This is a genomic window from Methylobacterium sp. 1030, assembly GCF_040544715.1.
Taxonomy (GTDB): domain Bacteria; phylum Pseudomonadota; class Alphaproteobacteria; order Rhizobiales; family Beijerinckiaceae; genus Methylobacterium.
The window spans coordinates 40,412-63,588 of the sequence record NZ_JBEPKM010000009.1; the positions used below are offsets into that span (position 1 = coordinate 40,412).

A 23,177-nucleotide genomic window follows, 5' to 3' on the forward strand; every position below is an offset into this window, starting at 1 on the left:
GGCCGTCTTTTCTTTTTTCAGGACGTGCGCCGTCCGCTCCGGCGGGCCGGCCCGAGACAGAATGGCCCAGAAACCGACCTCCACCGGCCCCTCGCAGCGCCAGCAGCGCGTGGCCGAACTCGTGCGCCACGCGCTGGCCGAGGTGCTCCAGCGCGGCGATATCCAGGATCCGGTGCTCGGCACGCATGTCGTGACCGTGCCGGAGGTGCGGATGTCGCCGGACCTGAAGCTCGCCACGGCCTACGTGATGCCGCTCGGCGGCCTCGACGAGGCGCCGGTGATCGCCGCCCTGGAGCGCCACCGGAAGGTGCTGCGCCAGGAGGTGGCCCGGCGGGTGAACCTGAAATTCGCGCCGGAATTGCGGTTCCGGCGGGACGAGACCTTCGACGAGGCCGCGCGCATCGACCGGCTGCTGCGGGACGAGCGGGTCCAGCGGGACCTCGAGTCCGGGCCCGAGGACGACGAACCGGAGACCGGGACGGGGCATTGAGTCCCGATACCAAGCAGAAAGGGACGGGGCATCGACCCCGGGGGACACGCGGACATGACGGTTTCCATGGAAGATTTTCCGCCAGCCGAGCGCCAGGCTCCCCCGCCGAGCGCTGAGCGCCGCGGGCCGGAGGGGCGCCGTCCGCAGCGCGGGCCGCGTCCGGACCGGCCGAAGCGCCGGGACGTCTCGGGCTGGGTGATCCTCGACAAGCATGTCGGCATGACCTCGACCCACGCGGTCGCGGTGGTGAAGCGCGCCTTCAACGCCAAGAAGGCCGGCCACGCCGGCACCCTCGACCCGCTGGCCTCCGGCATCCTGCCGATCGCCCTCGGCGAGGCGACCAAGACCGTCCCGTTCGTGATGGACGGCCGCAAGGCCTACCGGTTCACCGTCCAGTGGGGCATCGAGACCGACACCGACGATGCCGAGGGGCGTCCCGTCGCGACGAGCGACGCCCGCCCGGACCGGACGGCGGTCGAGGCGGCGCTGCCGGCTTTCGTGGGCGCGATCGAGCAGGTACCGCCGCGCTACTCGGCCATCAAGATCCAGGGCGAGCGCGCCTACGACCTCGCCCGCGAGGGCGAGACCGTGGAGCTGGTCGCCCGGCCGGTGCAGATCGACCGACTCGCCATCGTCGAGCACGACGGCGAGCGCACCGTGATCGAGGCCGAGTGCGGCAAGGGCACCTACGTGCGGGCCCTGGCCCGCGATCTCGGCCGGATGCTCGGCTGCTACGGCCACGTGGCCGCCCTGCGCCGGACCCGCGTCGGCCCCTTCTCGGAAGCCGAGGCCTGCCCGGTCTCGGCCCTGACCGACGGCAGCCCCGAGGCGGCCCTCGCCTACCTGCGACCGGTGGAGACTGCCCTCGACGCCATCCCGGAGGTCGCGGTGTCGCGCGATCTGGGCCTGCGCCTGATGCGGGGGCAGTCGGTCATCCTGCGGGGCCGCGACGCCCCGGTGGAGGGCAAGGCCTTCGCGACCTGCGCCGGGATCCTGGTCGCCGTAGGAGATGTGGAGCGCGGCGAGCTGGTCCCGCACCGGGTGTTCCACCTCGGCGGCACCGCCCCGGGCCGCAGCGCCTGACACGCCGGCTCCGCGCCGCCTGAGCGCGCGGGGCCCCGGCCGGTCCAGGCCGGGCTGAGACGAGAGCGCGCAGGCGGAACGAACCTGGGCCGTGACGCTTTGGCCCCGGCGGACGGTCCGGAATGCTGATGCGTGAACTCGACTACGACGTGGCGGTGATCGGTGCCGGGACCGCCGGAATCGCGGCCCATCGCGCCGCGACGGCGGCGGGGGCGCGGTCGGTCCTGATCGAGCGCGGCCCCGGCGGCACGACCTGCGCGCGGGTCGGCTGCATGCCCTCGAAACTCCTGATTGCCGCGGGCACCGCCGCCCACGTCGCCCGCACCGCCGACCTGTTCGGCATCCGGGTTCCGGACGTCGCGGTGGACGGGCCCGCCGTGCTGCGGCGCCTCCGCGAAGAGCGCGACCGGTTCGTCGGCAGCGTCCTCGAAGGTCTCGACGATCTCCCCGAAGACGAGCGCCTCGGCGGCACGGCGCGGTTCGAGAGCGACCGCACCCTGCTGATCGACGACGCGATCCGGATCCGCTTCCGGGCCGCGGTCATCGCCACGGGCTCGAGTCCGATCGTCCCGGAGCCCCTGCGGGTCCTCGGGGCGCACGTCTTCACCACCGACACGCTCTTCGAGATCCCCGATCTCCCGGCCTCGCTGGCCGTTCTCGGGGCCGGTGCCGTCGGGATCGAGATCGCCCAGGCCATGGCCCGGCTCGGCGTCGCCGTCACGGTCATCGACGCGGGCGACACCGTCGCCGGCCTGACCGAGCCCGACCTCGCCCGGCAGGCCGCCGCGATCTTCGCTTCGGAGATGGATCTTCACCTCGGCGCCGAGGTTCGGGACGCCGTTGCGGACAGCGACGGCGTGCGTCTCGGCTGGGTCGACCGCCACGGTCGCGACCAGGTCACGCGGGCGGCGCGGGTGCTGGCCGCCACCGGCCGTTCTCCGAACCTGGAGCCCCTCGGGCTGGAGGCGACCGGCCTTCGAATCGGCGAGACGGGCGTGCCGGACTTCGACCGGCGCAGCCTCGTCTGCGCCGGGGCACCGATCCTGATCGCCGGCGACGTCGACGGCTGGCGACCGGTGCTGCACGAGGCGAGCCGCCAGGGCACGATCGCGGGCGCCAACGCGGCCGCCCTCGTGGCGGGCCGCCCGGTCGCGACGCCGGAGCCGTGGACGAGCCTCGCGATGGTCTTCACCCATCCCCAGGCGGCGGTGATCGGCGCGCCCTACGACCCGGAGGACGATCGACGGATCGTCGGCGCCCTGGATTTCTCCGACCAGGGGCGCGCCCGCGTGGAGGGACTGAACCGCGGCGGCATGCGGATCTGGGCCGATCGGTCCGGGCGACTGCTCGGGGGCGAGATGCTCGGGCCGGCCGTGGAACACCTCGCGCACCTGCTCACGTACGCCGTCGCCGAGAAGCAGACGGCCCAGGCCGTGCATGATCGCCCGGTGTACCATCCTACGGTTGAAGAAGGGCTTATCAGTATTATGTCTAAGATCATACAGAGAAGCTGAGGCGTTGATCTTGCTGACATCACTAGCATTGCGCTCGGCCATTTCGGTCGCCATACCCGTCTGAATGAGCCGGTTTCGCTCCTGATGCCGCCCAGCCAGGCCCCCGATACGGACGTCGATCTCGACGTCATCGCGCCGGACGCGCTCGACCGCCTCGACCAGGGGGTGATCGGGCTCGATGCGGCCGGCACCGTCGTGGCCTTCAGCGAGGGCGCGAGCGCGATCTCCGGGCTGTCGCGCGAGGCCGTCCTCGGGCGCGACTATTTCCGCGACGTGATGCCGGGCACCAACGTGCCGAGCTTCCGCGGCCGGTTCCTCGCGGGCGCGCGCCGCGGCGCCCTGGACGAGACCTTCGACTACGTCTTCGGCCGGCTACCGCAGCCGCTCCGGGCCCGGATCCACATGCGTCACGGCCAGATCGGCGGCACGCGCCCGGTGACGTGGCTGACCATCGATCCCGTCGAGAGCCTCGGCGCCGACCTGTCGCGCGAGGCCGTGATGGCGGCGATCGGCCGGCGGGTGCGCGCCGAGCCGGTGGATGCCAGCCTCTGCGAGCGCGAGCCGATCCACATCCCGGGCTCGATCCAGCCCAACGCCGTGATGCTCGCGGCCGATGCCGGAACCCTCCTGGTCGCGGCCTACTCGGCCAATGTCGACGAGATCATCGACCCGATCGAGCCGCCGCTGGCGGGCCGGCCCCTGGCGGACGTGCTGCCGGCGGAGGTCGTCGCGGCGATCCGCGCGCGGCTCGCGAGCGGGACCCTCGAGGACGGCGCCTCCATCCGCCGGACCCTGACCTTCCCGGATCGCGGCGCCTATCACGCCGTCGTCCACGCCCATGCCGGCCGCGTCATCGTCGAGATGGAGCTCGAGCCGGACTCGGCCGACGATTTCGCTACGGCAAGTCAGGTCGATACCGAGCTGGCCGTCGGTCGCCTGCGCGAGGCCGGGACCCTGGCCGAGGCCGCCCGGATCGCGGCTCTCGAGATCCGGGCCCTGACCGGCTTCGAGGCGGTGCTGGTCTACCGCTTCGACCCGGACTGGAACGGCGAGGCCGTGGCCGAGGACAAGGTGCCGGGCTGGTCGCGCAGCCTGCTGGGCCTGCGTTTCCCCGCCTCCGACATTCCCGCCCAGGCCCGGGCCCTCTACACCAAGGCCAAGAGCCGCTTCGTCATCGACCGTGACAGCGTCCCGGTCGGGCTGGTCTCGGCCCCTGGCGCCGGCAACGGCCCGATCGACCTGACCTTCGCCCAGCACCGCACGCTCTCGCCGATCCACTTGGAGTACCAGCGCAACCTCGGCGTGAACGGGTCCATGTCGATCTCGATCATGGTCGAGGGGCGGCTGTGGGGCCTGATGATCGGCCACCACCGCCGCCCGCACTACGTCACGCCGGAGACGCGCGCGGCCGCCACGGTGCTCACCGACGCCTTCGCCATGCGGGTGCAGGAGATCGAGTCGCGCCGCCTCTGGGCCGAGCGGCAGGCGCATCTCGACGTCGAGGGGCGCCTCGTGCGCGGCCTGACGCGATCCGACGACTTCGTGGCCGCCCTGACGGCCGGGACGACGACGCTGCTCGACCTGTTCAGCGCCACCGGCGCCGGCATCGTCTCGGGCGAGCGGGTCACGCTGATCGGCCGGACGCCGCCGGCCGAGATGGTGGCGGCGATCGCTAGCTGGCTGCGGGCGCGCGTGCCGGAGGGCGAGGTCGTCTACAGCAGCGACAGCTTCGGCGCCGATTTTCCGGAGGCCGGGCCGCATCGCGAGATCGCCAGCGGCCTGCTCGCGGCCTTCGTGGACGATTCGCGCGAGAACTTGCTGGTTTGGTTCCGGCCCGAGGTGCCCAGCACGGTCACGTGGGGCGGCGACCCGCGCAAGCCCGTGCTCGCCGGAAGCGGTCCCGTGGCGGTGCTGCCCCGCCGCTCGTTCGAGCGCTGGGTCGAGGAGCGCACCGGCTTCGCCGCGCCGTTCGCGGAATGGCAGGTCCAACTGGCTGGCTCCCTGGCCGAGGCGGTCGAGGGCGTGGTGCTGCGCCAGCGGCGCAAGATCGACGAGCTCACCGGCCTGCTCGCCGAAAAGGAGCGTCTGCTCGAGCAGAAGGACCTGCTCACGCGGGAGATCGACCACCGGGTCAAGAACTCCCTGCAGATCGTCTCGGCCTTCCTGCAGATGCAGCGGCGCCAGATCGCCGACGGCGAGGCCCGGCAGGCCTTCGCCGACACCTCCGCGCGGGTGATGAGCGTCGCGCGGGTGCACGACAGCCTGTACCAGGCGGATCGGTTCGACGAGGTCGATCTCGGCCAGACCATCGAGAGCCTGTGCAACGACCTCGCGGGGCTGGCCGGCGACGGGCACGCGGTCGACCTGTCGGCGGAGCCCGGACTGATGGTGCCCTACCGCAAGGCCGTGGCGCTCTCGCTGATCGCCACGGAACTCGTCACCAACGCCTTCAAATACGCGGCCAACCCGGCGGGCATCGGCCGCGTCGAGGTCAGAGTCTCGGCCTCCGGCCCCGGCGAGATCCAGCTGCGCGTCTGCGACGACGGGGCCGGCCTGCCCGACGACTGGGCGGACGCCAAGGCGCGGAGCAAGGGCTCCGGCCTGGGCATGAAGCTGATCCGGGCGATGCTCGACCAGATCAACGCCAAGCTCACCGTCGCCAACACTCCCGGCGCCTGCTTCACGATCACCGCGTGAGATCCCGCGAAGGCCTGCACGCGCGGCTGCGCGCCGCGACCGATCCGGCCCACCGGGCGCTGGAGGCGTCCCTCGACTGGCAGGCGCGGGTGGCGACGCTCGGCGGCTACCGGGAGCTGCTGGGACGCCTCTACGGCTTCCACGCGGTCTGGGAATCGGCCATCGGGTCCGGGCTCGCCGACGAGCCGTTCCTGGCGCCGCGCCGCCGACTCGCGCTCCTCGCGGCCGACCTCGTCCATCTCGGCCTTCAGCCCGGCGCGGTCGCGGCGCTCCCGAGACCGGCCGCTCCGGTTCTCCGCGGGCCGGCCGCCGCCACGGGCGCGCTCTACGTGCTGGAGGGATCGACCCTCGGCGGGCAGCTGATCGGCCGCCACATCGCCGGCCTGCACGGCTTCTCCGACGCGGGGCTCGCCTATTACCGGGCGCACGGGCCCGCCGCGGGGGCGATGTGGGCCGCCTTCCGCACGCGCCTGGACGCGTTCGGCGACGACCCGGCCGCGGAGGCCGCGCTCACCGGCGCGGCCTTGTCGACCTTCGCGGCGATGCGCGCGTGGCTCTGCCCGGTCCCGGAGCTGCCGGCCGCCGCCTGAGCCGCTCAGGCGGCGACGAGGGCGTCCCGCTCCGCCGCCAGATGGAGCATCAGCCGCTCGACGAGCCGCCCCGGTGGCCGGCCCGCCGGCCGGAGCAGCAGCGTCTCGATGGGAATCTCGGGCCGGAACGGCCGCAGCACGATGGGCAGCCCGCCGAGCGCCCGTGCCGGGACCGGATCGACGATGGCGGCGCCGAGTCCCTCGGCGACGAGGCCGCAGCGGGCCGCCGTGTACTCGGCCATCAGGGCGAAGCGCGGCGTCGCGCCGGCGCTCGCGAAGGCCGCCTCGGTGGCCGCCTGCACGGGGCTCGACCCGGCCGCGATCAGCGGCACCCCGGCGAGATCCGCCGCCGTGACGACGCGCCGGCGGACCAGGGCGTGCCCGCGGGGCAGCGCGCACACGGCCGCGACCCGCAGGAACGGCTCGGCGCTCACCCCGGCATGGCCGGAGCGCGGCCGGGCGAGGCCGAGGTCACACTGGCCCGAGGCGGTCCACGACCAGATCGTGTCTGGGCTGGGGACGTGGACCGAGATGCGCAGATCCGGGCATTCCGCGTCGAGGCGGCGAATGGCGCGCGGCAGCAATCCGGCGGCCAGGGAGGGCTGGCAGGCGACGCGCAATCCGCCGGTGCCGCGCTCGCGGATCCGGCGCGCGGCCTGCTGCAGGTGATCGAGGCCCGCGTAGGTCTGCGCGACCTCCTGGGCGAAGGCCTCGCCCTCCGGGGTCGGGAACGCGTTGCCGTGCCCGCGCACGAACAGCGCGAAGCCGAGGGCCGCCTCCAGCTGCGCGATGGCGCGGCTGATATGGGGCTGCCCGATGCCCAGGACCTCGCCGGCCCGCGTCATGCCGCCGTGGCGCATCACGGCGCGGAAGAGGTCGAGATGTGCGGGGTTCATCATGCCGAAACTGCATGGACGCGGGTCAGCGCGGCATTTGACGGCATCGGCCGGGACGGTTGTCAATGCCGCCCGCCGTCCCGACCCCGAGGCCCGTCCCGCAATGCTCGCCTTCGCGCTCTCCGCCCTGCTCGCCGTGCTGGCGGGCGCCGGACTCGTCTTGCAGCAGATCCTGAACGCGAATCTCCGCGCGGGCCTCGACTCCGCGTCCTGGGCCGGCGTCTCCAGCTACGCGGTCGGGCTCGCCTGCATGGCGCTCCTCGCCGCCGCCTTGCGCGACCCGGTGCCGACGGCCGGCGTGGCGGAGCGCATCCCGTGGTGGACCTGGAGCGGCGGCCTGTTCGGCGCGGTGTTCATCGGCCTCGCGATCCTGCTGGTCCCGAAGCTCGGCGCCGCGACCTTCTTCGCGCTCCTCGTCACGGGCCAGATGGTCGCCTCGGTGCTGTTCGACCACGCCGGCCTGCTCGGCCTCGCGCAGCGGCCCGTCGACCTGCCGCGCCTCCTGGGGATCGCGCTCCTGATCGGCGGCGTCGTGCTGATCCGCCGCTAGAGCCGTGCGCGATCGCGCTGCAACCGAGCACGGCTCCAAGCCTTTGTCTTGACACGCTCTCTTGCGCCGGACCGGTATCCACTTCGGCGGAGAGCGCTCCAGGGCCGGATCACGGCGTCTCGGCCAGCAGGCCCTCGACGAAGGGGGCGAGGCCGGTGCGGCGCGCCCGCCGGAGGCGCTCGGCCGCCAGGATCCCCTGGAGGGCCCGGAAGGCGTTCTGCAGATCGTCGTTGACGATGACGTAGTCGTACTCGACCCAGCGCTGGATCTCGGTCCGGGCGTTGGCGAGACGCTTCTCGATCGTCTCGGCGGAATCCTCCGCCCGGCGCTCCAGGCGCTGGCGCAGCTCGGCCATGCTGGGCGGCAGGATGAAGACCGTCACCACGTCCTGGGCGAGCTTGGAGCGCACCTGCCGCGTGCCCTGGTAGTCGATGTCGAAGATCATGTCCCGGCCGGAGCCGAGCACCTTCTCCACCGGCCGCCGGGGCGTGCCGTAGAAGTTGCCGTGGACCTCGGCCCATTCGAGCAGGTCGTCGCGCTCGCGCAGGTCGTCGAACGCCTCGCGCTCGATGAAGTGGTAGTGCCGCCCGTCGATCTCGGAGGGCCGCCGCCCCCGCGTGGTCACCGAGATCGACAGGTCGAGCGCCCAGCTCGGATCCTGCGCGATCGCCCGCGTCAGGGTGGTCTTTCCCGCGCCCGAAGGCGAGGAGAGGATCAGGATCAACCCGCGCCGCGCGATCGAGTCGGAGACGCTCCCGGCCGGCTCGGTCATGCGCGTGGCTCCCCGACGTTTCGCATCCGTATCCTCACGTCCCGATCCGGCATCGTGCCCGGCATCATTCGATGTTCTGCACCTGCTCGCGGAACTGCTCGACCACGGCCTTCAGGTCGAGTCCGATCCGCGACAGGCTGATATCGTTGGCCTTGGCGCACAGGGTGTTGGCCTCGCGGCCGAATTCCTGGGCCAGGAAGTCCAGCCGCCGGCCGATCGCGCCACTGGCCGCCAGCAGGTCCCGGGCGCTCGCCACGTGGGCGCGGAGCCGGTCCAGCTCCTCGCGGACATCTGCCTTGCCGGCGAGCAGCATCGCCTCCTGGTGCAGGCGGTCCGGGTCGAGGCCGCTGCCGCCGAGGGCCGCGACGGCCGCCTCCAGCCGTGCCCGCACGGCCTCGGGCTGGCGGGCCGGGTTCTCCTCGGCCGCCTGGGTCAGCGCGGCGATCCGGTCGACCTGAGCGGTGACGACCTGCTCGAGCTGGCGCCCCTCGGCGCGGCGCGCCTCGACGAGATCCGCGACCAGCTGGACCACGCCCGCGGCCAGGTCCCGGGCGAGGGTGTCGGTGTCGGCCGCCTCGTCCTCGACCTCGATCACGCCGCGCACGCCGAGCAGCCCGTCCATCGTGGCGGGGGCCACGCCCTCGGGGACCGGCACCCGGGCCACCGCCTGGGCGAGGCTCGCCAGGAGGGTCTCGTTGATCCGCACCCGCGCGGTCGTCTCCGGCTTGGTGAGGGTCAGCGTCAACTGGCACTGCCCGCGGGTGAGTGTCTTCTGGAGCGCGGTGCGCGCGGTCTCGCCGAGCCCGTCATAGCCGGCCGGCACGCGGGTGCGCACGTCGAGGCCGCGCCCGTTGACGCTGCGGACCTCCCAGGCCCAGTGCACCGGTCCGGCACTGCCCGCCGTCCGGGCGAAACCGGTCATGCTCGCGATCTGGGCCACGCCGACCCCCGTCCCCGTGAAGATCGGGGCCTGTAGCACGGATCACTCCGGTGGGAAGAGGCCGGTCGCCGCCGTCGCCGCGTCGCGAGGCGCGTCGGGCGCGCGTCGGACGCGCCGCGCGCCCGGCCATCTCGGGCGGCGCCGTGCAGTCGAGCGGCACCCGGCACGCTGTTGGGACCGGTAGGGCCGCCCGCCCGCGACGCGGGCCCCGTCCGCCGTCGCCCGCGCGGTCGCGGTGGTCACGTTTTCACTTTCGTGTCGCGCGGCCGACGTTGCATTCCGCAGTGAAGGTGTGCTCGAAATCCCGCTCGTCTGCACATGAACTCGGATGGCGCATGCCGCGATCAGTATTGGGGAGGACCGCGCTCACGCCGTTCGGGATGTCCGCGCTGGGCGTCGGCATCTGGGAGGATGCGCCGCACACGGGATGCGTGCGCGGGGACGCGACGATGGCGCGGATCTTCGGCCTGACCGAGACCGAGGCGGCGGACGGCATCACCTGGGAGCAGCTCTCCGCGCTCTTCCACCCGGAGGACCTCGCCCGGGACCAGAGCGAGCGCCGTCGCGTCCGCGAGGAGGGCGGTCTCTTCGCCTGGGAGCACCGCATCGTGCCCGCGCCGGGCGTCGTGCGCTGGGTCCTGGCGCGGGGCCGGTTCGAGCGCCGCGCGGACGGGCACATCTACGGTCGGGGCATCGTGATCGACATCACCGACAGCCGGGTCGACGGCCCGTACGAGCCGCCGGTCGGTTTTCTCGGGGCTCCGACCGAGCCGGGGACCGCCGTCGAGCGGATGGCCGATTACGCGATGCGCCTGTGGGAGCTGGTCGGCGATCTTGGGCCCGGGGAGGCGACGCGGGTGCAGCCGCTGCTCGAGGCGCTGCTCTACGAGCTGGGACGGCAGATCGCGGCCTCGCTGTCGGGCGAGCCGCCAGAGGCGCCGCGGCGCCCGCGGAACCCGCGGGCGCATTGAGGGCGGCCCCGACGGCGCCGAAGCCGGCGGCGCGGACCGGCGCCGCTGCCTAGCGGCGGCCGCGCGGCGCCGGTGCCGGCTCGCTCAGGGTCGGGACCGTCTTGGGCGAGCCCAGATCGTAGCTGCGGTTCTTGAGGGGATCGAGGCGGGTGCCCTCGGACGCGTCGAAGGCGCGCGTGCCCGGTGTGCCGGTATCCAGGGCGAAGGCCGCGTTGGTGTTGATCCCGTTGCCCGCGGGGGCGCCGCCCGGCGCGTAGGCCGAGGCGCGGCCCGGCGTGGTCGAGTCCGGGCTCGGCTCGACCTTGTCGACGGCGTCCGGCGGCGCCTGACGGCTCTTCTCGACCGCCCGCCAGCGGGCGACGTTGCGCTGGTGCGCCTCGAGGGAATCGGCGAAGGCGTGGCCGCCGGTGCCGTCCGCGACGAAGTACAGGTCCTTGGTCCGGGAGGGGTTGGCCACCGCCTCCAGGGCGGCGCGGCCGGGATTGGCGATCGGCCCCGGCGGTAGGCCCTCGATCACGTAGGTGTTGTAGGGGGTCGGCCGGTCGATCTCGGAGCGCAGGATCCCGCGGCCGAGGGTGCCGCGCCCGCCCACGAGCCCGTAGACGATCGTGGGATCGGATTGCAGCTTCATCCGCTTGTTGAGGCGGTTGATGAAGACGCCGGCCACCCGGGGCCGCTCGTCGGCGCGGCCGGTCTCCTTCTCGACGATGGAGGCGAGGGTCACCATCTCGGCCGGGGTCCGCACCGGCACGTCGGCGCTGCGCCGCAGCCAGATCTGGTTCAGGACCTCGCGCTGCTTGGCCTTCATCAGGTTGACGATCTGCTGCCGGGTGGCGCCGCGCTCGAACTTGTAGGTGTCCGGCAGGAGCGAGCCTTCCGGGGGGATCTCGTTGATCTCGCCAGCGAGCACGTCGTTGTCGTTGAGGCGGGTGACGATCTGCTCGGAGGTCAGGCCCTCCGGGAAGGTGATGGCGTGCTGGACCTGCCGGCCCGTGGCGATCGTGTCGAGCGCGTCGGAGATGCTCGCGTGCGCCTTGAAGACGTACTCGCCGGCCCGCAGCGCCGGCCGGCCGCCGAAGCGGGCGGCGAACTCGAACAGGCCGGTATGGTCGATCACGCCCTCGCGCTTCAGGGTCTCGGCGATCTCGGCCGTTCCGCTGTGGGTCGGGATGACCACGACCTTGTCGGCCGCGAGCGGGCCGGGCTCTCGCACCTGCCGCTGGAACAGCGTGATCCCGATCATCGCCGCGATGGCGATGACGACCGCGAAGGTCAGGGCGCCGCTGATCAGGCCCACGAGGCCGCTCCGCTCGCGCTCGGGCTTCTCCGGTGGCGGGGGCGCGACGGTCGGCTTGATCGCCTCGCCGGGCGAGCGCGGCGACAGCCGCTGCGGCAGGGCGGGCTCGTCCGTCGGATCCTGCGCGGCGGTCTCGGGCGCGGGCGTCTTTGAGCGGCGGAAGAACATCGGGATCCTGTCTGGGCCCGCGCGACCCGTCACGCGTCGCGGGCCGGGATCGGCTGCCCGCAACCGGGTGCGCACGTCGAGGGGCGTAACCCTAGTCGGGTTTGTGGCGAAATTGCCGTTCCGCGGCGCGATAGGCGCCGATCGGCGGCTCAGCCCGGGGGCTGGCAGGTGGCGCAGTAGAAGGTCGAGCGGTTCGCCTGCACGATGCGGGTGATCGCACCGGCGCATCCCGGCCGGCTGCAGGGCAGGCCGACCCGGTCGTAGACCCGGAAGGCGTGCTGGAACGCGCCCGCGCTGCCGTCCGTGTGGGCGTAGTCGCGCAGGGTCGAGCCGCCGGCCTTCACGGCCTCCTCGAGAACCTGCACGATCGCCTTGGCCAGGGCGTTGGCCTTGGGCGTCGGGCGCCCGTCCGGCCGGGCGAGGCTCCCGGCCGGCGCCTCCGGATGCAGGCGCGCCCGGTGCAGCGCCTCGCACACGTAGATGTTGCCGAGGCCCGCGATCAGGCGCTGGTCGAGCAGGGCGGCCTTCAGCGGCGCGATCTTGTGGCGGAAGAGCTGCGCGATCACAGCCCCGGTCAGCCCGTCGAGGGGCTCCACGCCCATCCGGGCGAAGTGGCGGCAGGCCGCGAGATCCGCGCTCGGGACGAGATCCATGAAGCCGAAGCGGCGGGCGTCGTTGTAGGTCACCGTGGCGCCGGTGTTCATCGCCATGACCACGTGGTCGTGCCGGGGCGTGCCCTGGGCGCCTTCGAGGTAGAAGTCTCCCGGCGACAGGTTGCTGCCGTCGGGCAGGGCCACGTCGAACCGGCCGCTCATGCCGAGATGCATGACCAGCGTCTCGCCCGAGTCGAGGGCGGCGGTGAGGTACTTCGCCCGGCGCGCGAGGCCCGTGACGGTCCGCCCCTCGAGGCGGGCGGCGAAGCGCTCGGGGAACGGGAAGCGCAGGTTGGGCCGGCGCAGGGTGACGCGGCTGAAGCGCGCGCCGACCAGGGCGGGCGCCAGTCCCCGCCGCACGGTCTCGACCTCGGGAAGCTCCGGCATCTCTCTCGCGATTTCTGCGTCCGCGGCGCCCCGTGCGCCGCCCCGGATATCATCGGTATCGGACCTCGCCGCAACCGCGCGGATCCGGACGGGTTGCCGCGCGTCCCGCGCGCGGACCCGTCCTACCGCCGGCGCAGGCGGACGTAGAGGGCGCCCCCGCCGCCGTGGTGGCGGGCGGCCTCCTCGAAGCCGAGGACGATGCCGCGCAGATCCGGCCCCCGCAGCCAGTGCGGCACGCTGCGGCGGAGCACGCCCCGCTCGGAGAAGGCGTCCGCGGGGCCCGGGCCGCCCTTGCCGGTGACGACCAGCACGTAGGAATGGCCGGCGGCCCGGGCTCGGAGCAGGAAGCCCGTCAGCGCGGCGTGGGCCTCGGCCTGCACCATCCCGTGCAGGTCGATCCGCGCCTCGATCGCGAGCCGCCCCCGGCGCAGGCCGAGCTTGGCGTTCCGCTCCAGCCCGGCACTCGGCGCGTGCCGCTGAGGCGGCGCCTGGTAGGGAGCGGCGGTGGCCGGGCGCGCCGGCTCCGGAGCCGGCTTCGGCGGGTGCTTCGCCCGCGGCCTCTTGGCGGCCGGCGGCGCGCTGGGCTTCAAGATCGGCGCCGAGAGGGCCGGCATGGTGGCGGTCGGGCCCGGCGGCGGAGGCGTCTCGGGCACCGGGGCGGCGCGGCCTGGCAGCGGCGTGACCAGCTTGGCGATCGCGTCCCAGAGGCGGGTCTCTCCCGCGGTGAGGCGGCGCCCGCGGCGCGGGACCCTCACGGCGCGGCTCCGGGCAAAGCCGCGCGGCGCGGCAGCAGGACCACGAAGCCGATCGCGTCGCGGAGGTTGCCGGCGGCCACGCCGGCCTCCGCACCGGTACCGACGAAGAGGTCGCCGCGGGCGGGGCCGACGATCGCCGAGCCGGTATCGGCGGCGATGACGAGGCGCCCGGCCTCACCTGGTGTCGCGCCGGGGAGGGGGCCGGCGAGCCAGAACGGCAGGCCGTACCGCCAGAGGGTCGAATCCACCGCCAGGCTGCGGCCCGGGTTGAGGGGGGCGTTCGCGGCGCCCGGTGGCCCGAGGGCCGGATCCGCGACCGGAGCGAGGCGGAAGAAGATGTAGGAGGCGTTGGCGCGGATCAGGCGCTTGGCGGTCTCGGGATGGGCGCGCAGCCAGCCGGTCCAGCGGGCGAGCGTCAGGCCCTCCAGGGGCAGGTGGCCCTCTTGGACGATCAGCTTGGCCACCGCCGTGTAGGGGCGGCCGTTGCGGCCGTCGTAGAGCACCCGCACCGCGCGCCCGTCCGGCAGCCGGACGCGCCCGGAACCCTGGACCTGCAGGACCAGCAGGTCGACCGCGTCGCGCAGCCACAGGATCGGCTTCGCCCGCGCGCCCAGGGCGCCGTCGTCGATCGCGGCGCGGTCGGGGTAGGGGGCGAAGCCGTCCGCGGTGGCGCGGGCGGCGCGCAGGCCCGGGTCGAGCCCCGGGCGGGTCTCGCCGGGGCCGAGGGAGATCAGGTCATCGGGGCGGGCCAGGACCGGCGTCGGGAAATCCGGGCCGGGCTCCAGGGAGCCGGTGAGTTCCGGCTCGAAATAGCCGGTCAGGAAGCCGGGCCGGTCCGCGCCGGGCCGCGCGACGCGGAACGCCTCGAACCGCTCGCGGAAGAAGGCGGCGGCGTCGGGCACGGGGCCGGCGGCGGCCGCGCAGGCCTCGGCGAGGGCGGCCGGATCTCCCGCGACGCCGTCGGGCTGGGGCAGGGCGGGCGGCGGGGCCGCGCAGACGCGGCGGAAGGCGTCGAGCGCCGCCTCAGCCCCCGCGCCGGGGAAGCCCGGCAGGTCCGCCGCGGCCACGGGGGTCAGCACCGCGCCGCCGACTGCCGTCGGCGCGGCGGACACGGCATGACTCAGGAGGGACGCGAGGAGGGCGGCCGGGACTGCTCCGGACCGGGCGCGGGACATCGGCACGGCAAGATCGTCACGGAACGCCGGTCACGGACTCAGGCGCCGGCCTCGGTGGCCACGAGCTGCCAGTTCGGGTCCCGCGAGCCAAGCGTGCGGGCGAAGGTCCAGACATCCGGCACCTCGACCACCGTCTCGGCGCTGCCGTCCACCACCTTGCCGTCGGCGTCGCGGGTGGCGGTGATCAGGTTCGACAGGAAGCGGACGGTGACGTGCGCCACGCGGTTGCGCACCTCGACGGCGACGATCTCGGCCTTGTCGATCGACACGAAGGTGGTCTCGAGCGTCTGCCGGTTGCGCTCGCGCTCGGCGATCGCCCGCTCGAACGCCTCGCCGACCTCTTTCGAGAGGAGGCCGCGCAGGGTCTTCCGGTCACCCTTGGCGAAGGCGATCATGATGGCTTCGTAGGCCGACTTGGCGCCCTCGATGAAAGCGCGGGGATCGAAGCTTGGCTCCGCCTGGATGCAGGCCTCCAGGCCGCGCGCGACCTCGGATCCCGGCTCGGCGATCCCGCGCCAGTCCCGCGGGGCGGCGGCGGGCTGCGGCGCGGCCTGGACCCGGTCGGCGCCGGGCAGGCGAACGACGTTGTCGCCGTCGGAGCGCGCCTGGGGCTCAGTCCGGCTGCGGTCGACCGGTTTGAACGGCGAGCGCTCGGCCCCCGTCTTCTGACCGAGCACCGAGCGCAGACGCCAGATCACGAAGACGGCCAGCGCGAGGAAGATGATCGTCGTAACGTCGAAACTGTCCTGCATCACCGATCCGATGGTGGCCGCGGCGAGACCCTGTGCCCCTTGCTCAGGTCGCGCGCGGTGCGGCGCCGGCTAAGCGCGCAGAGGTCTGGCCGACTCATATCCGACCAACGCGTCGGGAGCGAGCCGGTTGTGTCGGCCGGACGATCGAACCCACGCGTCAATTGCGATCCGGTCGATATGGGTCGTGGGGGCCGCCGGCGCCAGCGCCGCGCCCGCTCGCTTGTCCAGGCCCGGCCCGCGTGTTAGCGGCCCTGCCGTTTGGGCAGTTCCGCGGCGTGATCCAGCCGCTCCCGCCGCGACAACAACCCGCGCCGGCCCTGCCGGTCGATCGAGAAGGATGATCCGCATGGCCGATTCCCCGGCAGCGAACGGCAACGGCGGCGGCATGCCGCAGGGCGATGCGCCGACCATCAACGCCCTGGCGCAGTACACGAAGGACCTGTCCTTCGAGAATCCGAACGCACCGCGCTCGCTCCAGCCCAAGGAGGGCCAGGGGCCGCAGATCAACATCCAGGTGAACGTCAACGCGCAGCAGCTCTCGGAGACCGATTTCGAGGTCGAGTTGAAGCTCGAGGGCGACGCCAAGATCCAGAACGAGGTGCTGTTCGCCTTCGAGGTGACCTATGCCGGCGTTTTCCGGCTCCTCAACATCCCGGCCGACCAGATCCATCCGGCGGTGATGATCGAGTGCCCGCGCCTGCTCTTCCCCTTCGCCCGCCAGATCGTGGCCGAGGCGGTGCGCAACGGCGGCTTCCCGCCCCTGTACATCGACCCGATCGATTTCGTCGGCCTCTACCGGCAGAAGGTGATGGAGCAGCAGGGCGCCCAGGGCCCGCTCGCCTCCTGAGGCAGGACGAGCCGGCGGCCGCTCAGCGGCCGCCGGGACCGCGATACGCCGCCGCCAGGGCGCGCAGCGCCTCGGCGGGGCGCCCGGCCAGGCGGCGGGCGCGCAGGACCACGAAGGTGCGCGGCAGTTCGGGTAGCCCGAACCGGCCGCCGACCTCCACGGCGCCGGCCGGTGCCGTGCTCGGCGCCAGGGCCGCCACCGCCAGCCCCGCCATCACGGCCGCCCCCACCGCCAGCACGCCGCCGCCGACGAAGACCTCGGTCCAGGGGAGCCCGGCCGCGTCGAGAACCCGCGTCGCCGCGCCCCGGACCGTGCAGGGGCCCGCGAGTCCCGCCAGCCGCAGCGTCTCGCCCGGCCGGGGCGCCGGGAAATCCGGTGCGGCGAACCAGCCCAGCCGCTCCTCCGCCAGGACCGCGCCGCCGTGGCCGGCCTCGTCTTCCGTCCGGAAGATCACCGCGTCGTAGCCGCCCTCGCCGGAGGATCCGAACGCGGCCGCGAGATCGCGCGACGGGACGATCCGCACCTCCGTGATCAGCCCGGCCCGATCCAGGCCCAGGCGCCGCAGCAGCACCGGCAGATCGGGGCCGGCGACGTGGTCGCTGATCCCGAGGCTGAGCCGGGCGGGCTGCGCCGTCGCCGCGTCGGCCACGGCGCTGTCATGGGCGTCCAGGAGGCGCCGAGCGGCCGGCAGGAACAGGGCGCCCTGGCGCGTCAGGTCCACGTGCCGCGGGGTCCGGTCCAGGAGGCGCGTGCCGAGCCGGTCCTCGAGCCGCTTCAGCCGCAGGCTGATCGCCGCCTGCGACGTGGCGAGCGCCTCGGCGGCACGGGTGAAGCTGCCGAGATCGACCACGCGCACGAAGGCCAGGACGCCTTCGAGGTCGAGGGGACGATCGGCGACCATAACGCACTCTTATCGTAGATATCAGCGCCGATATGTCCCCGTTATCGAGGCGGCGTGCAAGCCTGCGGGCCTCTTCGGGAGTGCCCCATGCTGATCACCCGCTACCGCCATCGTCTGCCGGCCGACTACGCCATGGACAGGATCCGCGCGCGCGTCGCCGCCCGCGCGCCGGCCTGGGACGCGGTGCCCGGCCTCGTCTTCAAGGCCTTCACGGTCGAGGACCGGGCGCGCGGGGCCGCCGCCAACGCCTACAGCTCTCTCTATCTCTGGCAGGATGCCGGCGCCGCCGCCGCGTTCCTGGCCGGGGCTGGGTTCGGCGCCGTGATCGCGAGCTTCGGCCGGCCGCGCATCGAGACGTGGCTGGCGGTCGCAGCCGCGTTCGGGCCGGGGGACGCGGCGGGCGCCCTCTCGGAGGAGACGCGTCTCGTCGGGCCCGCGGAGGATCTCGCCGCCCTGCGCGACGACGAGCGGGGACGCGGGCGCGACATCGCGGCCGGGCGCGACGTCCTCGCCACCGTGGCCGGGCTCGATCCCGACGGATGGCGCCTCACCCGCTTCACCCTCCGTGCCGAGGCGGCCGCCGGACTGTCCGGAACCGCGATCGCCCATCTCGCCGCGCCGGGCCTCGCCGCGGCGCGCGGCCGCTGATTTCCCACTCATCGAGGAGCCAGACCATGCCTCTGACCCGCATCTCCCTGCGTGCCGGGACGACCGAGACCTACCGGGCCGCTCTCGTCGCGGGTGTCTACGACGCCATGCGCGAGACCTTCGCGGTGCCGGAGGGCGACCTGTTCGCCCTGGTGCACCAGCACGACGCGTCGGACTTCGTCTACGGTCCCGACTATCTCGGGATCCGGCGCAGCGACCGCCTCGTGATCGTCCAGATCACCGCCAACGCGACGCGCGGCACCGCGCAGAAGCGCGCCCTCTACGCCGCCGTGACCCGCAACCTCGCCCGCGATCCCGGCGTGGCGCCGGGGGACGTCTTCATCAACCTCGTCGAGGTCAACCCGGAGAACTGGTCATTCGGGGAGGGGCTGATGCAGTACGGCCCGCGGGAGCCGTGAGGCCGGTGCAGCGAGTCCGCCGCGGGAGCGGTGCGGCGATGATGGCGGCGATCCGGGCTTGACCGTTCCGGGGGGGGAGTACAGGTCCGGGGCCCGAAACGGCTCCAGGATCGCATGGCCCCCACCGCAAACCTCGCCCTGATCAACCTGTTCATCGGGGACATCCAGGGCGGCCTCGGACCCTTTCTCGGGACCTGGCTGGCAGAATCGGCCTCGTGGAGCCCCGCGCGGGTCGGGTTCGTCATCACGCTGGTCGGCATCGGCACGCTGTTCCTGAGCGGACCGTTCGGTGCCCTGGTCGATCGGTTCCCGCGCCCGCGCCTGCTGATCGCGCTGGCCTGCGGGGCGATCCTGGTGGGAACGCTGCTGCTCCTGCCGGCCCGCAGCTTCCCGGCGGTGCTGTGCGCGCAGCTGTTCGCGGCGGCCGGCGGCACCCTGCTGCTGCCGGCCGTCGCGGCGCTGACTCTGGGTATCGTCGGCAAGGACCGGTTCCCCGCGCAGCAGGGGCGCAACCAGGCCTTCAATCACGTCGGTATCCTGATCGCGGCGGGCGCCATCAGCCTCGGCACCGGCTATTTCGGCCCGGCGATCGCCTTCTGGGTGCTCGGCGGCATGGCGCTGGCGGCGATCGCCGCGACGGCGACGATGCCGGCCAAGGCGTGGAGCCGCCGCCGCGCCGTCGGCTGGAAGGAGGACGACTCGGACGAGCCGGAGCGCAGCGGCCTCCGCCAGGTCCTGGGGAACCGTCGCCTGCTGGTGCTGACCGTGGCGCTGACCCTGTTCAATCTCGGGAACGGCGGCATGCTCTCGCTGCTCGGCCAGAAGCTGGTCGCGACCGCGGCCGACGCCACAACCTGGACGGCCCGCTACGTCATGGTGGCCCAGCTGGTGATGGTCCCGGTGGCGCTGTTCGCCGGATCGCTCGCCGACAAGCGCGGCCGCCGCCAACTGCTGATGGTCGCCTTCGCGGTCCTGCCGGTGCGGGCGCTGCTGTCCGGCCTCATCGACGATCCGGTCTGGCTGATCGCCGCCGAGGTGCTGGACGGCGTCGCCTCCGGCATCGTCGGGGTGGCGGTGCCGGTCATCGTCGCCGACCTGACCTGGGGATCCGGCCGGACCCAGACGGCCATCGGCAGCGTCAACGCCGTGCAGGGCGTCGGCGGCGCCCTGTCGGGCTGGTACGGCGGCCTGTCCTACGGGATGTTCGGCTGGACCGGCGCCTTCCTGGCTCTCGGCCTGCCGGCGCTCATCGCCCTCGCGCTGGTGATCTGGCTCGACGCGACGCCCGAGCCCGGCCGGCGCAGCCGCCGGCGGGAGCGGCGCAGCACCGCCGCTCAGGGAGCCTGAACCGGCCGCGCGACCGAAGCCCGCGTCGACCCGCTATAGGACCGGATCGGGGCGCCCCCGCGCGTTGCGGTGCCGCCGGACGCGGGGCCCTCTGAAACGCGAAAACCCGGCCTCGGGGCCGGGCTTCGCGTCGGTGTCGCTACCGCGTGGGCTCAGCCGATATGCGGGCTGCCGGTCGCGGCGGGGAAGCGGTCGGCCAGGGCGCGGCGCAGCTTCTCCAGGGCCCGGTTCTCGATCTGGCGGACGCGCTCCTTGGAGATGCCGAGCCGCTGGCCCAGGGCCTCCAGGGTTGCCTGATCCTCGGCGAGGCGGCGCTCGCGCAGGATGCGCAGCTCGCGCTCCGACAGCACGGTCAGGGCCTGCTGGAGCCAGCTCAACCGACGCTCGCCGTCGACCGTGGCGCTCACGGTCTCGTCCGGCAGGTCGGCGCCGTCGACGAGGAAGTCCATCCGCTCCGACGAGGCGTCGCTGTCCTCGCCCACCGGGGCGTTGAGCGACATGTCGGGACCGGAGAGGCGCGCGTCCATCAGGGCGACGTCGTCCCGCGACACGCCGATGGCGCTGGCGATGCGGCGGTGGATCTCGTCGCCGACATGCTCCTCGGTGGATTGCATCAGCCGGGCGCGCAGCCGCCGCAGGTTGAAGAACAGGGCCTTCTGCGCGGAGGACGTGCCGCCGCGCACGATCGACCAGTTGCGCAGGATGTAATCCTGGATCGACGCGCGGATCCACCACGTCGCGTAGGTCGAGAAGCGGACGTCCCGCTCGGGCTCGAACCGGGCGGCGGCCTCCATCAGGCCGACATGCCCTTCCTGGACGAGGTCGGCCATGGGCAGGCCGTAGTGACGAAAACGCCCCGCCAGGGCGATGACGAGGCGCATATGGGCGGAGATCAGACGGTGGAGGGCCCGCTCGTCGCGCTCGTCCTTCCAGCGGACGGCGAGGCCGCGCTCTTCTTCCCGGGCCAGGAAGGGTGCCTCCATGGCAGTCCGTATGAACTGCCGTCGAATTCCCGCGATCTCAGCCATCCGCCTGCCTCTTGTTGTCGAGTGCTGTTGCGGCGTCGAGCCGATAGCCCGACGCGCAGGCGCCACCGAGAGGCGACGCCAGGCAACCGACAACGGAAGGCAAAACGCGAAAGTTCCGTCCCGATGCCCCACAATGCGACAACCGGGCGGCCACGAAATCGTGTTCCGTTCCGATCAGATGGGATCCGGCCGCGCGCCGTCCAGCCCGGATGTCCCGAAACGACCGGGCCGGCGCGCCGGGTCGGAACGGTCCGGGCACAAAAAACCCGGCCAAAGGGGCCGGGTTCGATGTCGTCCGCGGGGGGGAAGCGCGCCTCAGGCGGCCTCCTCCTGAATGTCGTCGCCCTCGCTGTCACCGTCGGCCTCGGCCTCGGGCTCCGCCTCGTTCTTCGCCCGACGGGGCGACTTGGCGAGGCTCTGCTCGATCAGCTTCAGGGCCTCGGTCTCGGTGATGCGGTTCACCGACGAGATCTCGCGCACGATCCGGTCCAGGGCAGCTTCGTAGAGCTGGCGCTCGGAGTAGGACTGCTCCGGCTGAGCCTCGGACCGGAAGAGGTCGCGCACGACCTCGGTGACGGCGAGCAGGTCGCCCGAGTTGATCTTGGCCTCGTATTCCTGCGCGCGGCGCGACCACATGGTGCGCTTGATCCGGGCGCGGCCGGTCAGCAGGTCGAGCGCCTTCTTGACCAGTTCCGGCTCGGCGAGCTTGCGCATGCCCACGCTGTTGGCCTTCGCGGTGGGGACGCGCAGGACCATCTTGTCCTTCTCGAACGATACGACGAACAGCTCAAGCTTGTAGCCGGCGATCTCCTGCTCCTCGATCGCGGTGATGCGACCGACGCCGTGGGCCGGATACACGACAGCCTCGCCGGTCTTGAAGCCCTGCCGGCCTGCGGTCGTCGTCTTCTTGGCTGTGGTCATGCGAGAAGGGCCTCCACTGGCGCGCAGCGTTCGGCGCCGCGCGAAACCGTGTTCTTCCGGGCGGGACACCCGGTCTGCCTCGCCGCTCCCGGACCCGGCGCCGAGCGCACGAATCCGGGCGTTCCCCGGCGCGGCCGTGCGAACGCCTAGCCCGCCCGCCGAAGTCGCCTCCAGCGGTCGAGCGCGTACTACTCCTAACCCACGAAAAGCGAAGGCGTTTCAGCCGGAGGGAGCACGTCAGGCGCGAGCGACGGCAGGCGGATTGTCTACCACAATCCGGCGCGCAGATCAAAGCATCCCTGAAGACGCACGCGCGGACCAAGCGCGGCGCCAAAGAGTTTTACACTGGTGCGGCGGGACAGGAATGACCTGGCCGCGTATCAGGCCCTCGTATGACGCAGCCCCGCCGCGGGGTTCAGCGGCGGCAGGGGCCCGACAGATCTTCCCGCAATCTGGGAAGCGGGCCGCGGGCCGGCGTCAGAACCTGCGGGGCCGGCGCGGGGTCAGTCGCCCGAGCCGGGGTTGGGCGAGAAATGCGCCTCGAGCTTCCCGCTCTTGCCGTCCCAATCCTTGGCGTCGGCCGGCGCTTCCTTCTTCTGCGTGATGTTGGGCCAGGACTTGGCGTAGTCGGCGTTCAGCTTCAGCCACGTGTCGAGATTCGACTCGGTGTCGGGCTTGATCGCCTCGGCGGGGCATTCCGGCTCGCAGACGCCGCAATCGATGCACTCGTCCGGATGGATGACGAGCATGTTCTCGCCTTCGTAGAAGCAGTCCACCGGACAGACCTCGACGCAGTCCGTGTACTTGCACTTGATGCAATTGTCGGTGACGACGTAGGTCATCGGATGTCTTCGTCCTAAAACTCGACTTGGCCCGGGCGGAGCCTGGAGACGGCCCGCGCGCCCGGAGGGTGCTGCGAGGGGAACGCCGGTGAGACCCGACACGGGGACGGATCTCGGAGGCCCACGGCTCTAGACGCTGCCTCCCGGACTGACAAGCGTGCGGGCGCCGCAAGGGTTCGCGTCGGGTCGCTCGCGCGGCCGCTGTGGCGCGACCTCATCACTCGGACGGCCCGTCCGGACCGTCCTCGACCGACAGGGTGCCGCCCGACAGGTCGTCGTAGAGGAGCCGCGCCTCCGACGCCGGGCCGCGGCGCAGGCCGAGACCGAGGACCCGCACGGCCAGGGTCGCGTGGGGCGCCGCCACCGTGACCACGTCACCGATGCCGATGGCCTTCGCGGGGTTCTCGGCCCGGCTGCCGTTCACCCGCACGAAGCCGTCGGAGGCCAGCCGCGCCGCGAGCGACCGGGTCCGCGCGAAGCGCGCGAACCACAGCCACTTGTCGAGGCGCTGCCGGTCCTCGCGCATCCGCCGCG

The 23,177-nt window shown here is 73.1% G+C and carries 24 protein-coding genes; 11 read left to right on the top strand and 13 right to left on the bottom strand.

The window, feature by feature from the left end:
* Nucleotides 1–61 precede the first annotated feature (61 nt).
* From rbfA to ABIC30_RS14425, 5 genes are all read left to right on the top strand, one after another.
* Nucleotides 62–490, top strand: a complete 429-nt coding sequence (rbfA, locus tag ABIC30_RS14405) for a 30S ribosome-binding factor RbfA (protein WP_020092715.1) — start codon at nt 62–64, stop codon at nt 488–490.
* 66 nt (nt 491–556) lie between these two features.
* A complete protein-coding gene (truB, locus tag ABIC30_RS14410; RefSeq protein ID WP_020092714.1) occupies nt 557–1,573 on the top strand; it encodes a tRNA pseudouridine(55) synthase TruB in 1,017 nt (338 codons plus the stop codon).
* A 128-nt stretch (nt 1,574–1,701) separates the two neighbouring features.
* Nucleotides 1,702–3,087 (top strand): dihydrolipoyl dehydrogenase, encoded by a 1,386-nt coding sequence (locus ABIC30_RS14415; protein WP_354455685.1) that lies wholly within the window; start codon nt 1,702–1,704, stop codon nt 3,085–3,087.
* Between the two features lie 84 nt (nt 3,088–3,171).
* Nucleotides 3,172–5,784, top strand: coding sequence for a histidine kinase dimerization/phosphoacceptor domain -containing protein (locus ABIC30_RS14420; RefSeq protein WP_331327598.1), 2,613 nt, complete (start codon nt 3,172–3,174; stop codon nt 5,782–5,784).
* The gene (locus tag ABIC30_RS14425) at nt 5,781–6,374 is read left to right on the top strand and encodes a biliverdin-producing heme oxygenase (protein WP_020092711.1); all 594 of its coding nucleotides are present in this window, start codon (nt 5,781–5,783) and stop codon (nt 6,372–6,374) included. The genes ABIC30_RS14420 and ABIC30_RS14425 overlap by 4 nt, the downstream gene beginning before the upstream one ends.
* Nucleotides 6,375–6,379: 5 nt before the next feature.
* Here the strand turns inward: ABIC30_RS14425 and ABIC30_RS14430 are convergent, their stop codons facing one another.
* Nucleotides 6,380–7,273, bottom strand: coding sequence for a LysR family transcriptional regulator (locus ABIC30_RS14430; protein ID WP_020092710.1), 894 nt, complete (start codon nt 7,271–7,273; stop codon nt 6,380–6,382).
* Between the two features lie 100 nt (nt 7,274–7,373).
* On the opposite strand from ABIC30_RS14430, the gene ABIC30_RS14435 reads away from it, so the two are divergent.
* Nucleotides 7,374–7,820 (top strand): DMT family transporter, encoded by a 447-nt coding sequence (locus tag ABIC30_RS14435; protein ID WP_020092709.1) that lies wholly within the window; start codon nt 7,374–7,376, stop codon nt 7,818–7,820.
* Between the two features lie 109 nt (nt 7,821–7,929).
* Here the strand turns inward: ABIC30_RS14435 and gmk are convergent, their stop codons facing one another.
* Both gmk and ABIC30_RS14445 read right to left on the bottom strand, forming a co-directional pair.
* Nucleotides 7,930–8,592 carry a guanylate kinase gene (gmk, locus tag ABIC30_RS14440; protein WP_020092708.1) on the bottom strand — a complete coding sequence of 221 codons (663 nt, stop codon included), beginning with the start codon at nt 8,590–8,592 and terminating at the stop codon, nt 7,930–7,932.
* Between the two features lie 64 nt (nt 8,593–8,656).
* A complete protein-coding gene (locus ABIC30_RS14445; protein WP_042671436.1) occupies nt 8,657–9,514 on the bottom strand; it encodes a YicC/YloC family endoribonuclease in 858 nt (285 codons plus the stop codon).
* 353 nt (nt 9,515–9,867) lie between these two features.
* Between ABIC30_RS14445 and ABIC30_RS14450 the strand changes: the two genes are divergently transcribed.
* Entirely contained in the window at nt 9,868–10,503 is a 636-nt protein-coding gene (locus ABIC30_RS14450) for a PAS domain-containing protein (protein WP_043712453.1), read from the top strand.
* Nucleotides 10,504–10,552: 49 nt separating this feature from the next.
* Here ABIC30_RS14450 and mltG read toward each other — a convergent pair whose 3' ends face one another.
* The 5 genes from mltG to ABIC30_RS14475 all read right to left on the bottom strand — a co-directional run bounded on the left by mltG (nt 10,553) and on the right by ABIC30_RS14475 (nt 15,690).
* Nucleotides 10,553–11,968 (bottom strand): endolytic transglycosylase MltG, encoded by a 1,416-nt coding sequence (gene mltG, locus ABIC30_RS14455; protein WP_091976715.1) that lies wholly within the window; start codon nt 11,966–11,968, stop codon nt 10,553–10,555.
* 149 nt (nt 11,969–12,117) lie between these two features.
* A complete protein-coding gene (mutM, locus tag ABIC30_RS14460) occupies nt 12,118–13,008 on the bottom strand; it encodes a bifunctional DNA-formamidopyrimidine glycosylase/DNA-(apurinic or apyrimidinic site) lyase (RefSeq protein ID WP_234081233.1) in 891 nt (296 codons plus the stop codon).
* Between the two features lie 122 nt (nt 13,009–13,130).
* Entirely contained in the window at nt 13,131–13,763 is a 633-nt protein-coding gene (locus ABIC30_RS14465; RefSeq protein ID WP_234081231.1) for a Smr/MutS family protein, read from the bottom strand.
* The gene (gene mltA / locus ABIC30_RS14470) at nt 13,760–14,938 is read right to left on the bottom strand and encodes a murein transglycosylase A (protein ID WP_234083065.1); all 1,179 of its coding nucleotides are present in this window, start codon (nt 14,936–14,938) and stop codon (nt 13,760–13,762) included. The genes ABIC30_RS14465 and mltA overlap by 4 nt, the downstream gene beginning before the upstream one ends.
* Before the next feature lie 38 nt (nt 14,939–14,976).
* Nucleotides 14,977–15,690, bottom strand: coding sequence for a Tim44/TimA family putative adaptor protein (locus ABIC30_RS14475; protein ID WP_020092701.1), 714 nt, complete (start codon nt 15,688–15,690; stop codon nt 14,977–14,979).
* Nucleotides 15,691–16,036: 346 nt separating this feature from the next.
* On the opposite strand from ABIC30_RS14475, the gene secB reads away from it, so the two are divergent.
* Nucleotides 16,037–16,537, top strand: coding sequence for a protein-export chaperone SecB (gene secB, locus ABIC30_RS14480; RefSeq protein WP_026604852.1), 501 nt, complete (start codon nt 16,037–16,039; stop codon nt 16,535–16,537).
* 22 nt (nt 16,538–16,559) lie between these two features.
* Here secB and ABIC30_RS14485 read toward each other — a convergent pair whose 3' ends face one another.
* Nucleotides 16,560–17,438 carry a LysR family transcriptional regulator gene (locus ABIC30_RS14485; RefSeq protein ID WP_020092699.1) on the bottom strand — a complete coding sequence of 293 codons (879 nt, stop codon included), beginning with the start codon at nt 17,436–17,438 and terminating at the stop codon, nt 16,560–16,562.
* Between the two features lie 87 nt (nt 17,439–17,525).
* On the opposite strand from ABIC30_RS14485, the gene ABIC30_RS14490 reads away from it, so the two are divergent.
* The 3 genes from ABIC30_RS14490 (at nt 17,526) to ABIC30_RS14500 (ending at nt 19,852) form a co-directional block, all read left to right on the top strand.
* Nucleotides 17,526–18,086 (top strand): DUF4865 family protein, encoded by a 561-nt coding sequence (locus tag ABIC30_RS14490; protein ID WP_020092698.1) that lies wholly within the window; start codon nt 17,526–17,528, stop codon nt 18,084–18,086.
* A 26-nt stretch (nt 18,087–18,112) separates the two neighbouring features.
* A complete protein-coding gene (locus ABIC30_RS14495) occupies nt 18,113–18,505 on the top strand; it encodes a tautomerase family protein (protein ID WP_020092697.1) in 393 nt (130 codons plus the stop codon).
* 114 nt (nt 18,506–18,619) lie between these two features.
* A complete protein-coding gene (locus ABIC30_RS14500) occupies nt 18,620–19,852 on the top strand; it encodes an MFS transporter (protein WP_020092696.1) in 1,233 nt (410 codons plus the stop codon).
* 152 nt (nt 19,853–20,004) lie between these two features.
* Here the strand turns inward: ABIC30_RS14500 and ABIC30_RS14505 are convergent, their stop codons facing one another.
* The 4 genes from ABIC30_RS14505 to ABIC30_RS14520 all read right to left on the bottom strand — a co-directional run bounded on the left by ABIC30_RS14505 (nt 20,005) and on the right by ABIC30_RS14520 (nt 23,169).
* Nucleotides 20,005–20,880 (bottom strand): RNA polymerase factor sigma-32, encoded by an 876-nt coding sequence (locus ABIC30_RS14505; RefSeq protein WP_012320644.1) that lies wholly within the window; start codon nt 20,878–20,880, stop codon nt 20,005–20,007.
* Between the two features lie 315 nt (nt 20,881–21,195).
* The gene (locus tag ABIC30_RS14510; protein ID WP_020092694.1) at nt 21,196–21,801 is read right to left on the bottom strand and encodes a CarD family transcriptional regulator; all 606 of its coding nucleotides are present in this window, start codon (nt 21,799–21,801) and stop codon (nt 21,196–21,198) included.
* A gap of 503 nt (nt 21,802–22,304) precedes the next feature.
* Nucleotides 22,305–22,643: a ferredoxin FdxA gene (gene fdxA / locus ABIC30_RS14515; protein WP_020092693.1), complete on the bottom strand. Its 339-nt coding sequence runs from the start codon at nt 22,641–22,643 to the stop codon at nt 22,305–22,307.
* Between the two features lie 217 nt (nt 22,644–22,860).
* Entirely contained in the window at nt 22,861–23,169 is a 309-nt protein-coding gene (locus tag ABIC30_RS14520; protein ID WP_020092692.1) for an RNA-binding S4 domain-containing protein, read from the bottom strand.
* Between the last annotated feature and the right edge of the window lie 8 nt (nt 23,170–23,177).